Below are 13275 nucleotides of genomic sequence, written 5' to 3'. Positions count from 1 at the left end.
TGGTATTGTTTTGGTATCGTCATTCCAAAGGAGTCGCCATGTCATATTTCCTGGGCATAGACGGAGGGGGGACCGGCTGTCGCGCCGCCATCGCGGATGGCGAGGGCCGGATCATCGGCCAGGGCGCGGCAGGGCCGGCCAATATCTCGGTCGAGACCGAGGGGGCCTGCGCCAATATCCTCGCCGCCGCCCGCGCCGCGCTCCAGGACGCCGGGCACGGCCATCTGGACGAGCTGACCGCGGTGCTGGGCCTTGCCGGCGCCAATGTCACCGCCGCCGCCCGCAGCCTTCGGGCCATGCTGCCCTTTCGCCGCACGCGCATCGTCACCGATGCGGTGACCGCCGCCACCGGCGCGCTGGGGGGCGGGGACGGCATCGTCGCCGCCATGGGCACCGGCTCGGTCTTTGCCGTCCAGATCGGCGGCGAGATGCGGCAATATGGCGGGCGCGGCTTCGTCTTGGGCGACGAGGGCAGCGGCGCGGTGCTGGGCCGGGCGCTGCTGGCCGAGGCCCTGCGCGCCGAGGACGGCTTCGCGCCGATGAGCCCGCTCTTGCAGGCGGTGCTGGACGAGTTGGGCGGGATCGAAGGGGTGATCTCATTCGGCTTTCGCGCCCGGCCCGCCGAATTCGCCGGTTTCGCGCCGCGCATCGTCACCGGCGACGATCCGGCGGCCGAGCGCATCTTTGCCGGCGCCGTCGCCGAAATCCGCGGCATGATCGACACGCTGCAAGCCGGTCGCGACCTGCCGGTGGTGTTCCTGGGCGGGCTGGGCACGCATTACGCCGCCCGCCTGCAAGGGCTGTGGCGGGTCCGGCCGCCCAAGGGCTCGGGCCTCGACGGGGCGCTGCACCTGGCCCGGCAGGAGGCGTGATGGGCGAGCTTTTCACACCCGAGGCTTTCGAGGAAACCGGCGGCGGACCGCTTTACCTGCAACTGCACCGGCTGATCGCCGAGGCCATCGCCTCGGGGCGGCTGCAACCCGGCGACAGCCTGCCGTCCGAGCGCGAACTGGCGGCGATGACCGGCCTGTCGCGCGTCACCGTGCGCAAGGGGGTGGCGGAACTGGTCGCCTCGGGGCAGCTGGTGCAAAAGCGCGGCTCGGGCACCTTCGTCGCGCCCCGGGTCGAAAAGCTGGAACAGGCGCTGTCGCTGCTGACCTCGTTCACCGAGGACATGGCCCGGCGCGGCCGCAGTGTCGAAAGCCGCTGGATCGCCCGCGGCCTGCACGCCCCCGCCCCGGAAGAGGTGATGGCGCTGGGGCTGGGCGTCGGCGAAAAGGTGGCGCGGCTGGAACGGGTGCGCAGTTCGGACGGGGTGCCGTTGGCCATCGAGCGCGCCTCGCTGTCGCAGGCCATCCTGCCCGATCCCGATTGTGTCACCGATTCGCTTTATGCGGTGCTGCAAGACCGCGGGCTGCGGCCGGTGCGGGCGGTGCAGCGCATTTCGGCCGCGAACCTGAACGCCAAGGACGCCGAGCTTCTGGGCGTCCCCCCCGGCGTGGCCGGGCTGCGGATCGAACGCATCTCCTACCTGCCCTCGGGCAAGGTGGTCGAGTTCACCCGCTCGCTCTATCGCGGCGATGCCTACGACTTCGCCGTGGAACTGAAACTTGCCCCGGAAGGCGAAAGGAACCCGTGATGAGCCAGACGCATATGGCGCGCGAAGTGGCCGAGATCCCCGAAGCCGCCGCCCGCTTCCTCGAACGCTCGCGCGACGCGGTGCTGGATGCCGCGGCCGCCCTGCGCCGCAAGGACCCCGACCTTGTGGTCACCGTGGCGCGCGGGTCGTCGGACCATGCCGCGACCTATCTGAAATACGCCATCGAGCTCGAGGCCGGGGTGCCGGTCGCCTCGGTCGGCCCCTCCATCGCCTCGATCTATCGCCGGCCCTTGCGGCTGGGCAAGGCGGCCTGCATCGGCATCTCGCAATCCGGCCGCAGCCCGGACGGGGTCGAGATGATGCGCGCCTCGGGCCAGGGCGGCGCGCTGTCGATCGCCATCACCAATGTCGAGGACAGCCCGATGGCGCAGGTCTCGGCCCATTGCCTGCCCTTGCAGGCGGGCGAGGAGAAAAGCGTGGCCGCGACCAAGACCTTCGTCTGCTCGGTGCTGGCCGGCCTGTCGCTGCTGGCGGAATGGCGCGAGGACCACGCCCTGCAGGATGCCGTCGCCGCCCTGCCCGATGCGTTCGGACAGGCCGTGGGGCTGGACTGGTCGCCCCTTTCGGCGCGGCTGGCGCGGGCATCCTCGGCCTTCGTGCTCGGCCGCGGCCCCAGCTTTGCCATCGCCTGCGAATCGGCGCTGAAGTTCAAGGAAACCTCGGGCATCCATGCCGAGGCCTATTCGGCCGCCGAGGTGCTGCACGGCCCCGCCGCCATCGTGCAGGCCGGCTTTCCGGTGCTGGCGCTGGGTATCGAGGACGCCGCCCTGCCGCAACTCAAGGCCACGGCCGAGCGGCTGGCGGCGCAGGGTGCGGATGTGTTCATCACCGGCACGGAGGTCGGCGGCGCGGTCACCCTGCCCTCGGTCCCCGGCCTGCATCCGCTGGTGGCGCCGCTGGTCACCATCGCCGGCTTCTACGCCTTCATCGAAGGGCTGGCGCGGCGGCGCGGCTTCGATCCCGACACGCCGCCGCATCTGCGCAAGGTGACGGAGACGGTGTGATGGCCGAGGTTCTGACCGGCGCGCGGATCTTTGACGGCGCGCGTTTCCTCGACGGCCATGCGCTGGTGATCGAGGCGGGCGAGATCGCCGCGATCCTGCCCGAGGCCGAGGCCCCGGCCAAGGGGCGGCGGGCGGTGCCGGGCATCCTGGCCCCGGCCTTTCTGGACTTGCAGGTGAATGGCGGCGGAGGGCTGATGCTGGACGGCACGACCGATCTGGACGGTCTGCGCCGCATCTGCGCCGCGCATCGCGCGCTTGGCACGGCGGGCGTGCTGCCGACGCTGATCACCGACACGCCAAAAGCCACCGCCCATGTCATCGCACTGGGGATCGCGGCGGCCGAGGCGCAGGTGCCGGGCTTTCTGGGCCTGCACCTTGAGGGGCCGCATCTGGACCCGCGTCGCAAGGGCGCACATGACCCGGCGCTGATCCGGCCGATGACCGACGAGGATCTGGCCCGGCTTTGCGACGCCGCCCGCCGGCTGCCGGCGCTGATGGTAACGCTGGCGCCTGAAGCGGCGAGCCCGCAGCAGATCGCCGCCCTTGCCGGGGCGGGCGCCGTGGTCAGCCTGGGCCACAGCGATTGCAGCCATGACGAGGCGCAGGCCGCCTTTGCCGCCGGCGCCCGCTGCGCCACGCATCTTTTCAATGCCATGAGCCAGATCGGCAACCGCGCGCCGGGGCTGGCCGGGGCGGTGCTGGCCGGCAAGCCGAGCGCCGGGCTGATCGCCGACGGCATCCATGTGCATCCGGCGGTGATGCGGCTGGCGCTGGGCGCGCGGCCCGAGGGCATCTTCCTGGTCACCGATTGCATGGCCTTTGCCGGCACCGACCTGACCGAGATGGAACTGGGCGGCCGCAAGGTTCTGCGCCGCGACGGGCGGTTGACGCTGGCCGACGGCACCTTGGCCGGGGCCGACCTGACCCTGCCGCAGGCCATCGCCGTGCTGGTCCGTCAGGTCGGCATCGCGCCCGAACGCGCGCTGCGCATGGCCTCGGCCATCCCCGCGGCATTGCTGGGCTTGCAGGACCGATATGGCACGCTGGCCCCCGGCCGTCCCGCCGACCTGGTGCTGCTGGACGAGGACTTCGCCCTGCGCGGGCATCGGCTTTCGCCCTGAACGCCCGGAAATGCCGAGTGGAACGCACGGTCTTTTCCTTGCGCGCCGCTCGTGCCACACTCGGGCCGCGCGAAACCAAGGATGAGGCTCCGATGAACGCCCCCCTGCCCGAGGCGGTGAAGAAGTCCGTTCTGCTGAACGGACTGACCCCCGAGATGCGCGACAAGCTGCTGAAGGACGCCCAGCGGCGCAGCTATCGCGAGGGCGAGACCATCTTTTTGCAGGGCGATCCGGCGCGGGCGGTGTTTATCGTCCTGAACGGCTTCATCAAGCTGTCGCGGCTGACGCCGAACGGTTCCGAGGCGGTGGTGGCGATCCTGGGCCGCAACCGCAGCTTTGCCGAGGCGATGGTGCTGCGCGGCACGCCCTATCCGGTCTCGGCCGAGGCGATCTCGGACTGCACGGTCCTGCAGATCGACGGGGCGCGGCTGCGGCAGTTCCTGCTGGAGAACCAGGAATTCGCCATCGGGCTTCTGGCCTCGACCTTCGTGCATCTGCAAGGGCTGGTGGACCAGATCGAAAGGCTCAAGGCCCATACCGGAGTGCAGCGCGTGGCGCAGTTCCTGGCCGACCTCTCCGATGCCGTGGCCGGCCCGGCCGAGGTGCGCCTGCCCTATAACAAGCGGCTGATCGCAGGGCATCTGGGCATGCAGCCCGAAAGCTTGTCGCGCGCCTTTGCCCGGCTGCGCAAGCATGGGGTCGAGATCGAGGCCGACAAGGCCATGATCGCCGATATCGCCGAATTGCGCATGATGGCCATGGATTGATCCGGCCCTGCCGGGTGCATCTGAAAACAGCACCGGCAAGGCAGGTTCTCAACGACATTTCAGTCGATCCATGAACCACTGGTCGACCTGTCGCACGAGACGGTCCGAACCCAGCAAAAACCGCTGTTCGTCAAGACCGGGGTCCACAGCCGGACCCGGCTTGTCAGCCTGGCCTCCGGGCGGCGATCCGGCCCTCATATGACATGCAACCCCCAGATCAGCACCAGCCAGATCGTCAGCGGCACGACGAAGGCCGCCCACCAGCCTGATCCGCGCTCCAGATGCAGAAAGCCGCCCAGGATTGCGCGGGCCTTGAACAGCGCCACCGCCAGCAGCGCCGCCGCGGCGACAGGGCCGGGAACGAAGGCCAGCGCCGTGGTCGCGCCGGTCAGGCCCAGCAAGATCAGCCAGATGCGCGTCAGATCCATCCCCTACCCCAGCAGATAGACGGGCGGCAGGAGCAGCACCCAGACCAGATCGACCATGTGCCAGAAGGCCGCGCCCGCCTGCACCTCTTCGGTGCGCAGCCGGATCGCCACCAGTGCCAGCACGCCGATGCCGAACAGGACATGCGCGGCGTGAAAGCCGGTCAGCAGGTAGTAGAAGGTGAAGAACGGATGGCTCTCCATGCCCAGGCCGGCCCGCAGGTCGCCGGCATATTCGACCGCCTTCACCGCCAGGAAGCCCGCGCCCCCCAGCGCCGCCAGCGCCAGCCCGACGCGCGCCCCGCGCCGGTCGCCCCGGCGGCAGGCACGCTCGGCCCGGGCGGCAAAGAAGCCCGAGGTGACCAGGATCGCGGTGTTCAGCGCCGCCATCCAGCCATGCAACTGCGCCTGCGCCGCGGCAAAGCCCGCCGGGTCGGTCAGCCGCACCCCGGCCATGGCGGTGATGCCCGCGGCAAAGACCAGCAGTTCCGAGGCGATGAGCACCCACATGATCGGCTCGCCCGGCAGATCCTGGAGACGCATCACGCCACCAGTTGCCGATAGATCACCGGCAGCGCCGCCAGCAGCCGGTCGGGATGCGGGATCAGCGAAAAGCCGCCCTGGCCAAAGATGCGGGGAAACCAGCTTTTCGCGTCGCGATCCACGGTGATGCCATGCACGGCATGGCCGGCCCGTCGCGCCTCGCGCACCGCCATGGCGCTGTCCTCGATGCCGTGGCGGCCCTCGTAATGGTCCAGGTCGTTGGGCTTGCCGTCGGTGATGACCAGAAGCAGCCGCCGGCTGCTGGCCTGCGCCGAAAGCCCGGCCGAGGCATGGCGGATACCCGCGCCAAGCCGGGTATAGAAGCGCGGCCTCAGCCCGGCGATGCGCCGTTCGATCGCGGCGCCCATCGGCTCGTCGAAATCCTTGCAGGCGCTGAGGAACACCCGGTCGCGTTTCAGCGAGGAAAAGGCGTTGATCGCGAAACGGTCCCCGCAGGCGTCCAGCCCCCAGGCCAGCGCCGCCAGCGCCTCGCGCTCGATCTCGATCACCGCCCGCCCCGTCACCGCGCTTTCGGTCGAGCGCGACACGTCGAGCAGGATCGACACTGCAAGGTTGCGCGCCAAGGGCCGGGACTGGCGCCAGATGCGGTCGCTGCCCTGGCCGGTGGCGCGCAGGTCGGCGGCGGCGCGGACGGTCAGTTCGGCATCCAGCTCGTCCCCGTCGCGGTGGCCGGTGGTGATGAGGCGGCCGGGGCGCAGCGCCTCGAACTGGCGGCGCACGGCGCGAATGCGGGTTTGCGCGCGGGGATCCGGGGTCAGCGCCTCGTCATGTTCGGGCGCACGGTTTTCCAGCACGCGCACATGATGGGCAAGATAGCGGCCGCGCCGCGCATCCCATTCGGGATAGGTGCGAATGCCGGCGACCGCCTCAAGATCCGCATCCTCGGGCGCAAGATCGAGATGCAGGCGCAGGCGCGTCGCCGGTGCCTTGGACACCTGGCCAAGGCCCAGTTCTTCCTGGTCCTCGGCCGCCTTCTTCGCATCGTCCTGATCGTCATCGTCGACATGCCGGTTGAGGTTCATCAGGTCGGCCCAGCTCAGCAGGGCCTCGAACTTGTGCAGGATCAGGCTGTCGCGGCGCTGCGGCTGGTCGCTTTGGCGGCGGCGGGCGCGGAACATGCGGGCGTTGGCCGGATCGGCCGCAATGCCGTCGGGCGCATCGCCCGGCGCGGCGGCCAGCGTCGTTTCGGGCAGCGCCAGGTCGGGCCAAAGCGGCACCGGCCGCATCGGGCGATAGTCGCGGGGTGCCTTTACCTGCGGGTCGTCCAGCATCGCCAGCCAGTCGCGGGCCAGGGGCGGCAACGGCGCCGGATCGCCCAGCAGATGACGGGCCAGCGCCTCGACCACGGCCTCGGCCGGGGGCAGAGGGGCGACGGGACGCAAGGACAGCACCAGCTCGGCAAGGTCGTCGTAAAGCCCGGTCAGGCCCGGCGCATCCTGCAACGTGGCCTCGACGGCCCGCTGTGCCGCGCCCAGCCGTACCAGGTCGCGGCACAGCGGGTCGCCCTGCGCCGGCGCCAGACTGCCATGCGCGGCGCAAGCCGCAAGCCACAGGAAAAGCGCCCCGTTCGCCTGCCGCGAGGGCAGCACCGACAGCCGTTCCGGCAGGCGCAGGATCTCGCCGTCGAAACTGGCATGCGGCACCGTCTCGGCCGGGGTGCCCAACCGGCGCAGCCAGCCGATGCGATGGTGCGACGCCTGGACGGCGGCGGGCCGGATCTCGACCGCCGCGCCGCCGCCCAGGGCCCGGAACAGCACCGCGAGCCGTCCCGAGACCTCGGAAAGCGCCACCGCCTGATCCTCGAACGCCTGCGGCGCGCCGAAGCTGCTGGCCCAGACGTGCCAGATCTTGCCGACGGTTTCCTCGGGCTCCCAGGGTTCCAGGTCCAGACCCATGGCGCTTCCCCTCAGCCGAAGATCGCGGCGGCAAGGTCGCGCAGACCGCGCTTGACCTCGGCATCGTCGGTCAGGGGCTCGATCATCGCCGCCTCGATGGCGCGGTCCAAGTTCATGCCGCGCCGGGTCAGGCTTGCGGCATAGACCACCAGCCGGGTCGAGACGCCCTCTTCCAGATCCTGGCCCTTGAGGCCGCGGATCTTGCCCGCCAGCCGCACCAGCCCCAGGGTACGGTCGCGGTCGAGCCCGCTTTCGCGGGCCACGATCTCGACCTCGCGCGCGGGTTCGGGAAAGTCGAACTCCATGGCCACGAAACGCTGCCGGGTCGAGGGTTTCAGCGTCTTGAGGATGTTCTGATAGCCGGGGTTGTAGGATGCCACCAGCATGAAGCCCGGCGCCGCCTCGATTTCCTCGCCGGTGCGGTCGATGGGCAGGATGCGGCGGTCGTCGGTCAGCGGGTGCAGCACCACGGTCACGTCCTTGCGCGCCTCGACCACCTCGTCGAGATAGCAGATCGCGCCCTCGCGCACCGCACGGGTCAGGGGGCCGTCGGTCCAGACCGTCTCGCCGCCCTTGAGCAGATAGCGCCCGATCAGGTCGGCGGCCGACAGGTCGTCGTGGCAGGCCACGGTATAAAGCGGCCGGCCCAGCCGCGCCGCCATATGGGCGACGAAGCGGGTCTTGCCGCAGCCGGTCGGGCCTTTCAGCAGCACCGGCAGGTCGTTCGCGGCGGCGGCCTCGAAGACGGCGACCTCGTCGCCCTGCGGCAGGTAGAAGGGGGCGTCGACCGCCCCGTTCCCTTGGGTTTTCACATGCGCGTTCATGGCTTACTCCGCAGCCTCCAGATGACCGTCCTTGTGCGCCTGCACCGGACCGGCCTTGACCACCTCGCGGCGTGGGAACAGCACGGCATAGATGAACAGCAGCGCCCCCAGCACGACGGCCACGCCCGAACCGAAGCGCATCCAGTAGAACAGCGCCAGCCCGTCCTGCACGTCCATGAAGAACCCGCCCTCGACGCGTTGCAGATGGGTCTGCACCGTGCCGGCGAAGGTCAGCGTCACCGTCATGAACACCATGCCCGAGGACATCAGCCAGAACGAGGCCATGTTCAGCACCTGGTTGTAGGGGTCGCGGTTCTTCATCAGCGGCATGCAATAGGTCACCAGCGCCAGCACCAGGCAGACATAGGCGCCATAGAAGGCCAGGTGGCCGTGCGCGGCGGTGATCTGCGTGCCGTGGGTGTAGTAGTTCACCCCGTGCAGCGTGTGCAGGAAGCCCCAGACCCCAGCGCCGAAGAAGGCCAGCACGGTGCAGCCCAGGCTCCAGACCAGCGCGGCCTTGTTCGGATGGTCGCGCCGGCCCTTCCAGACCATGACGAAGGCGAATGACATCATGGCGAAGAAGGGCACGATCTCGAAGCTCGAGAAGATCGAGCCGATCCACTGCCAGTAAGCCGGCAGGCCGATCCAGTAGTAATGGTGCCCGGTGCCCAGGATGCCCGAGAACAGCGCCGTGGCGACGATGACGTAAAGCCATTTCTCGACCACCTCGCGGTCCACGCCGGTCAGCTTGAGCATCAGGAAGGCAAGGATGGCTGCCATGATCAGCTCCCACACGCCCTCGACCCACAGATGGATGACCCACCACCAGTATTGCTTGTCGAGAACCAGGTTCGCCGGGTTGTAGAAGGCAAAGAGCCACAGCAGCACTAGGCCCCAAAGGCCCATCAGCAGCACGTTGGTCACCGCCGTCCGCCGCCCCTTCAGCGCGGTCATGCTGACGTTGTACATGAAGATCACCGCGGCGACGGCGATGCCGAGCTTGACCCATTTCGGCTGTTCCAGGAACTCGCGCCCCTCCTTGCCCAGCAGCCAGTGGCCGTGGAACAGGTCGAACAGATAGGTCACGACCACGCCCGCCGTGCCAAGCACGAAGATGCCCAGCTGGATCCAGGCCAGCAGCGGCGAATGGATCTCGCGCTCGGCCTCTTCGGGCAGGATGTAATAGGTCGCGCCGAAAAAGCCCAGGAGCAGCCAGACGACCAGGCTGTTGGTGTGCAGCATCCGGGCGATGTTGAAGGGCAGGAGTTCGGACAGGAAGTTCGGGCTGACATAGATCCAGCCCATGATCAGGCCGATCGTGACCTGCACGGCGAAAAGCACCATGGCCACAAGGAAATAGGCATAGGCGATGCGTTGCGAATGATATCTCATTGTCGTGTCCCCCTCAGCCCGCGTCGTTCGGTGGCCAGTTCTGGGTGTTGATCGTTCCCGTCCACAGCAGGAAGTCGCTCAGCGCCCGGAACTCCTCGTCCGTCAGATCGAAGCGGGGCATCTGCCGGCGGCCCTCGATCCCGGTGGGCATGGATTCCATCCAGCCCTTCAGCGTCTCGAAGGCCGAGTCGGGATCGTCCTGCACGCCCCAGCGTTTCATGACATTGCCGAGCTCGGGCGCGAAATAGGCGCCTTCGCCCAGAAGCGTGTGGCAGTCGATGCAGGCGTTGCGTTCCCAGATATGCTTGCCCTCGACGACCGAGGGGGTGAGCTGGCTTTCATCCACGGCCTTGGTGCGGGCGTAGATATGGCTGTGCACGGTCAATGCGCCAAAGATCAGAATGAAGAATATGGACCCGCCATAGAAGACGTTCCGGGCCATGTTCTTGGTCATGATTTCGCTCATGACGCGGGTCCCCTATCTGTTATTTCCGATAAGACCTCACTGTCCGGCAAGCGTGAGTCGCTCATTGATGAAAGTCAAGTGAAGCAAAAGCTGGACATTTTGTCCGGAAATTCCGCGTCCTGCGCGGCGATCGCCAGCTCGATACGGCAGCCCGGCAGACGTGCCATCGCGGCGCAGGCGGCCTTGGGCGGCATCAGGCAAAGCGCGGTCGAAAGCCCGTCCGCCAGCGCCGCGCTGTCCGCACTGACCGAGATCGTGTCCCAAAGCGGCACCCCGCCACCCGGTGCGACGATATGCGGCAGGCCATGCGGCCCGATCAGCGTGCCGCCGGGCGAAGATGTCGCCACCGCACGGTCGCGCAACCGGATGCGGCGGTGCTCGCGCCCCGCGGCATCGGCCAGCCCCACGCGCCAGTCCCGCACGCCCAGCGCCCGGATCTCGCCCGCGTCGATCAGAAGCTCGGCCAGGTCATGGCGCGCGGCCGCCTCGGCCAGCCGGTCGGCGGCCCAGCCCTGCGCGAGGCCGTTGAAGGTCAGCGCCATGCCGGGACGGGTCAGCCGGACCTCGGCCTGCGACCAGTCGACCGCCTGCCAGCCTGCCAGGGCGCGGGCCGTGGCCTCGTCCTCGCCCCGCGCCCGCGCCAGCCACAGCGGCTGCACGGTCGGGTCGAATGCGCCGCCGGTGGCGCGGTGCAGCCGGTCGGACAGGGCCAGCAGCTCGACCATGCCGGCGGCGGGAAAACGCAGCCGCCCGTCGCGGTTCAGCCGCACGAGGTCCGAATCGCGATGCAGCGAGAACAGGTTCTCGACATGGGCCAGCAGCCGCGCCGCCTCGGCAAAGAAGCCGCGCGCCTGCACCGGGCTCGCGCCATGCAGCCGCAACGTGACATCGGCCCCCATGGCGCGGCCCTGCCATTCCTCGGTCGCGGCCCGTGCCGTGCCGGGCAGCGCGGCACAGGCGGTCAGCAGCAGGAAGCGGCGGCGGTTCATGGCGCATCTCCGGTCGGGGCGGCGCTGCGGGCGCGGCGCTTCAGCACCGGGCAGGTGCCGGGGTCGTTCATCACCACCTGGCAGCGCAGGCACAGCACGCATTCGTTGGGATTGATCCGGCCCAGGGGGTCGATGGCGCCGACAGTGCATTTCGTCTCGCACAGCCGGCATTCGCGGCCGCATTGCGGGCGGCGGCGCAGCCAGTCGAAGATCTTCAGCTTGGCCGGGATCGCCAGCCCCGCCCCCAGAGGGCACAGGTAGCGGCAATAGAACCGCTCGATGAACAATCCGCCCGCCAGCACCGCCAAGGCGAACAGCACGAAGGGCCAGGCGCGCAGGAAGCGCATCGAGATCACCGTCTTGAACGGCTCGACCTCGGCCAGGATCAGCGCCTGCTCCATGCTGTAGAAGCTGAGCGCGACGATGGCGACGAAAAGCGTGTACTTGATCACCCAGAGCCGTTCGTGCAGGGCCTGCGGCACGGCGATCTGCCGCACCCCCAGCCGCTGCGCAGCGGCATTGGCCAGCTCTTGCAGCGCGCCAAAGGGGCACAGCCAGCCGCAGAACACGCCGCGGCCCCAGAACAGCAGGCCCAAGGCGACGGCGGACCAGATCAGGAAGATGATCGGCTCGATCAGGAACGTCTCCCAGCGAAAGCCGGACAACAGCGCGTTCAGGAAGGCCACCACCTGCACCACCGAAAGCTGGCCGTTCAGCCCCCAGCCCAGCACCACCAGCGTCGTGGCCAGAAAGCCCAGCCGCACCCGCCGCCACAGCATCGGCCGGCGCACCAGCGCCTCTTGCCCGAACAGGATCAGCGCCAGCACGAACAGCATGGCCGCGACCACGGCGATGCCGGGGATCTTCTTCAGCCAGAACTCCTGCCACAGCGGAACGGCGGGGGCCTCGGCGACGGCATAGGCTTCGGGCAGGCGGATGGTGGCGCGGATGGGCAGCGCGGCCTCGTCCCCCGCGGCAAGCGGCCGGGTCGCGGTCACCACCAGGTCGAAGGGCCGGCGCGGGTCGATGCCGCCGGCCAGGGGGTCGATGTTCAGCCGAAACAGGCTGATTTCCTTGAAGGCCGGCGCATCGGGCAGGGCAAGCTTCTCGACCATGACGAAATCGCCGTCGTCCGGTTCGATCCGCAACGCGCCCTGTTCAAAGGCGATGCGCTCGAACCGGCCCGAGCGGCGCCATTCCGTGCCGCGCGGGCTGTAAAGGCCGCGCGACAGCACCGCGACCAGCGCCTGACCGGGTTGCAGCGCGCCTGCCGCGGCGGTGAAGTCCTGCGCGCCCAACAGGTTGCGGCCGACGGTCGGCGGGTCGATCAGCCCGGCGTAAAGGTCCAGGAACGGCGCGTCCGAAGGCTCGACCGGCACCTTGGCACCCGCGAAGGCGCGCGCCGCATCGGCCATCGAGACCAGCGCATGGCCGAATGCCCCCTCGGCCAGCAGATCGGCCCATGTCGCGGGGCGATAGCCGACCCGGTCGATGCCGCCGCCACCCAGCCCCTGCGCCTGCGCCAGCACCCGGGCGCTGCGCAGGATGCCGTCGCGGATCACCCCGGTCGAAACCGTGGCGCGCGAGATCACGTCGGGCAGCGCCCGTCCCTGCCCTTCGCCCTGCGACAGATCGACGCCGCGAAACCCGTCCACATAGGCGGCGATATGCGCTTCGGAAATGCCAAGGCTCAGCACCGGCTCGGTCTGGCGCACCAGTCTGGCGCCGGCGATCACGCCCTGCGGCGTGACCGCGACCAGCACGTCCAGCGGCTTGCCGGAATAGCCGGTGGTCGCCGCGATCTCCCAGGTCGAGCCGATCACGCCCAGCATCCGGCCGTCGCGGCTGACCCCCCAGCCCGGCACCGGCGTTTCGCGGCGGTCCAGCACCACCGGCCCGTCCGCGCCGAACAGCGCCTGCGCCAGTGCCGCATCGGGGGCGGCAAGCGGCTCGGGCCGCGCCGGCAGGGCCAGCAGGATCAGTGTCAGCAGCGCCAGCAGCAGGCGGCTAGGCGCATGAGAGGATTTTCCGGGCATTGCCATCCGCGTCCCAGGGTTCGTCCCGCTGATCGCGCAAATGCCGCACCTCGGCCTTAACAAAGGTCAAAGCCCCGCGCGCGGATTGCGCCCAGGAACGGCGTGAACGCGCGCCAGCAAATAGGAAAGCCA

General features: G+C 69.3%; 13 protein-coding genes. 5 read left to right on the top strand and 8 right to left on the bottom strand.

Features of this window, described 5'->3' with window-relative positions; all coding sequences use genetic code 11:
* Window positions 1-38: 38 nt before the first annotated feature.
* The 5 genes from BLT64_RS07925 to BLT64_RS07905 all read left to right on the top strand — a co-directional run bounded on the left by BLT64_RS07925 (window position 39) and on the right by BLT64_RS07905 (window position 4552).
* Complete coding sequence (locus BLT64_RS07925; RefSeq protein ID WP_011748754.1) at window positions 39-872, top strand: glucosamine kinase nucleotide-binding domain-containing protein; 834 nt, start codon at window positions 39-41, stop codon at window positions 870-872.
* Window positions 872-1639: a GntR family transcriptional regulator gene (locus tag BLT64_RS07920; RefSeq protein WP_011748755.1), complete on the top strand. Its 768-nt coding sequence runs from the start codon at window positions 872-874 to the stop codon at window positions 1637-1639. The genes BLT64_RS07925 and BLT64_RS07920 overlap by 1 nt, the downstream gene beginning before the upstream one ends.
* Window positions 1639-2664, top strand: a complete 1026-nt coding sequence (locus BLT64_RS07915; RefSeq protein WP_011748756.1) for an SIS domain-containing protein — start codon at window positions 1639-1641, stop codon at window positions 2662-2664. Before BLT64_RS07920 ends, BLT64_RS07915 begins: the two co-directional genes overlap by 1 nt.
* Complete coding sequence (gene nagA / locus BLT64_RS07910) at window positions 2664-3785, top strand: N-acetylglucosamine-6-phosphate deacetylase (RefSeq protein WP_011748757.1); 1122 nt, start codon at window positions 2664-2666, stop codon at window positions 3783-3785. The genes BLT64_RS07915 and nagA overlap by 1 nt, the downstream gene beginning before the upstream one ends.
* Before the next feature lie 92 nt (window positions 3786-3877).
* Window positions 3878-4552: a Crp/Fnr family transcriptional regulator gene (locus tag BLT64_RS07905; protein WP_041530276.1), complete on the top strand. Its 675-nt coding sequence runs from the start codon at window positions 3878-3880 to the stop codon at window positions 4550-4552.
* 194 nt (window positions 4553-4746) lie between these two features.
* Here BLT64_RS07905 and BLT64_RS07900 read toward each other — a convergent pair whose 3' ends face one another.
* The 8 genes from BLT64_RS07900 to BLT64_RS07865 form a co-directional block, all read right to left on the bottom strand.
* Window positions 4747-4980 (bottom strand): cytochrome C oxidase subunit IV family protein, encoded by a 234-nt coding sequence (locus BLT64_RS07900; protein ID WP_011748759.1) that lies wholly within the window; start codon window positions 4978-4980, stop codon window positions 4747-4749.
* A gap of 3 nt (window positions 4981-4983) precedes the next feature.
* Entirely contained in the window at window positions 4984-5520 is a 537-nt protein-coding gene (locus tag BLT64_RS07895) for a cytochrome c oxidase subunit 3 (protein WP_011748760.1), read from the bottom strand.
* A complete protein-coding gene (locus tag BLT64_RS07890) occupies window positions 5520-7436 on the bottom strand; it encodes a nitric oxide reductase activation protein NorD (RefSeq protein ID WP_011748761.1) in 1917 nt (638 codons plus the stop codon). Before BLT64_RS07890 ends, BLT64_RS07895 begins: the two co-directional genes overlap by 1 nt.
* Before the next feature lie 11 nt (window positions 7437-7447).
* Window positions 7448-8260, bottom strand: a complete 813-nt coding sequence (locus BLT64_RS07885) for a CbbQ/NirQ/NorQ/GpvN family protein (RefSeq protein WP_011748762.1) — start codon at window positions 8258-8260, stop codon at window positions 7448-7450.
* 3 nt (window positions 8261-8263) lie between these two features.
* Window positions 8264-9652 (bottom strand): cbb3-type cytochrome c oxidase subunit I, encoded by a 1389-nt coding sequence (locus BLT64_RS07880; RefSeq protein WP_011748763.1) that lies wholly within the window; start codon window positions 9650-9652, stop codon window positions 8264-8266.
* 13 nt (window positions 9653-9665) lie between these two features.
* Complete coding sequence (locus BLT64_RS07875; RefSeq protein ID WP_011748764.1) at window positions 9666-10118, bottom strand: c-type cytochrome; 453 nt, start codon at window positions 10116-10118, stop codon at window positions 9666-9668.
* 74 nt (window positions 10119-10192) lie between these two features.
* Window positions 10193-11107 (bottom strand): FAD:protein FMN transferase, encoded by a 915-nt coding sequence (locus tag BLT64_RS07870; protein ID WP_011748765.1) that lies wholly within the window; start codon window positions 11105-11107, stop codon window positions 10193-10195.
* Window positions 11104-13149 (bottom strand): NosR/NirI family protein, encoded by a 2046-nt coding sequence (locus BLT64_RS07865; protein ID WP_011748766.1) that lies wholly within the window; start codon window positions 13147-13149, stop codon window positions 11104-11106. Before BLT64_RS07865 ends, BLT64_RS07870 begins: the two co-directional genes overlap by 4 nt.
* Between the last annotated feature and the right edge of the window lie 126 nt (window positions 13150-13275).

Source organism: Paracoccus denitrificans (assembly GCF_900100045.1).
Taxonomy (GTDB): Bacteria; Pseudomonadota; Alphaproteobacteria; order Rhodobacterales; family Rhodobacteraceae; genus Paracoccus; species Paracoccus denitrificans.
The sequence above is the reverse complement of the archived record's forward strand: the minus strand, read 5'-3'. Positions and strand labels throughout refer to the sequence as shown.

What these genes read in the sequence shown, in the direction of transcription:
- BLT64_RS07925 (WP_011748754.1), top strand. Translation starts at nt 39, where the DNA reads ATGTCATATTTCCTGGGCATAGACGGAGGGGGGACCGGCTGTCGCGCC.
- BLT64_RS07920 (WP_011748755.1), top strand. Translation starts at nt 872, where the DNA reads ATGGGCGAGCTTTTCACACCCGAGGCTTTCGAGGAAACCGGCGGCGGA.
- BLT64_RS07915 (WP_011748756.1), top strand. Translation starts at nt 1,639, where the DNA reads ATGAGCCAGACGCATATGGCGCGCGAAGTGGCCGAGATCCCCGAAGCC.
- nagA (WP_011748757.1), top strand. Translation starts at nt 2,664, where the DNA reads ATGGCCGAGGTTCTGACCGGCGCGCGGATCTTTGACGGCGCGCGTTTC.
- BLT64_RS07905 (WP_041530276.1), top strand. Translation starts at nt 3,878, where the DNA reads ATGAACGCCCCCCTGCCCGAGGCGGTGAAGAAGTCCGTTCTGCTGAAC.
- BLT64_RS07900 (WP_011748759.1), bottom strand. Translation starts at nt 4,980, where the DNA reads ATGGATCTGACGCGCATCTGGCTGATCTTGCTGGGCCTGACCGGCGCG.
- BLT64_RS07895 (WP_011748760.1), bottom strand. Translation starts at nt 5,520, where the DNA reads ATGCGTCTCCAGGATCTGCCGGGCGAGCCGATCATGTGGGTGCTCATC.
- BLT64_RS07890 (WP_011748761.1), bottom strand. Translation starts at nt 7,436, where the DNA reads ATGGGTCTGGACCTGGAACCCTGGGAGCCCGAGGAAACCGTCGGCAAG.
- BLT64_RS07885 (WP_011748762.1), bottom strand. Translation starts at nt 8,260, where the DNA reads ATGAACGCGCATGTGAAAACCCAAGGGAACGGGGCGGTCGACGCCCCC.
- BLT64_RS07880 (WP_011748763.1), bottom strand. Translation starts at nt 9,652, where the DNA reads ATGAGATATCATTCGCAACGCATCGCCTATGCCTATTTCCTTGTGGCC.
- BLT64_RS07875 (WP_011748764.1), bottom strand. Translation starts at nt 10,118, where the DNA reads ATGAGCGAAATCATGACCAAGAACATGGCCCGGAACGTCTTCTATGGC.
- BLT64_RS07870 (WP_011748765.1), bottom strand. Translation starts at nt 11,107, where the DNA reads ATGAACCGCCGCCGCTTCCTGCTGCTGACCGCCTGTGCCGCGCTGCCC.
- BLT64_RS07865 (WP_011748766.1), bottom strand. Translation starts at nt 13,149, where the DNA reads ATGGCAATGCCCGGAAAATCCTCTCATGCGCCTAGCCGCCTGCTGCTG.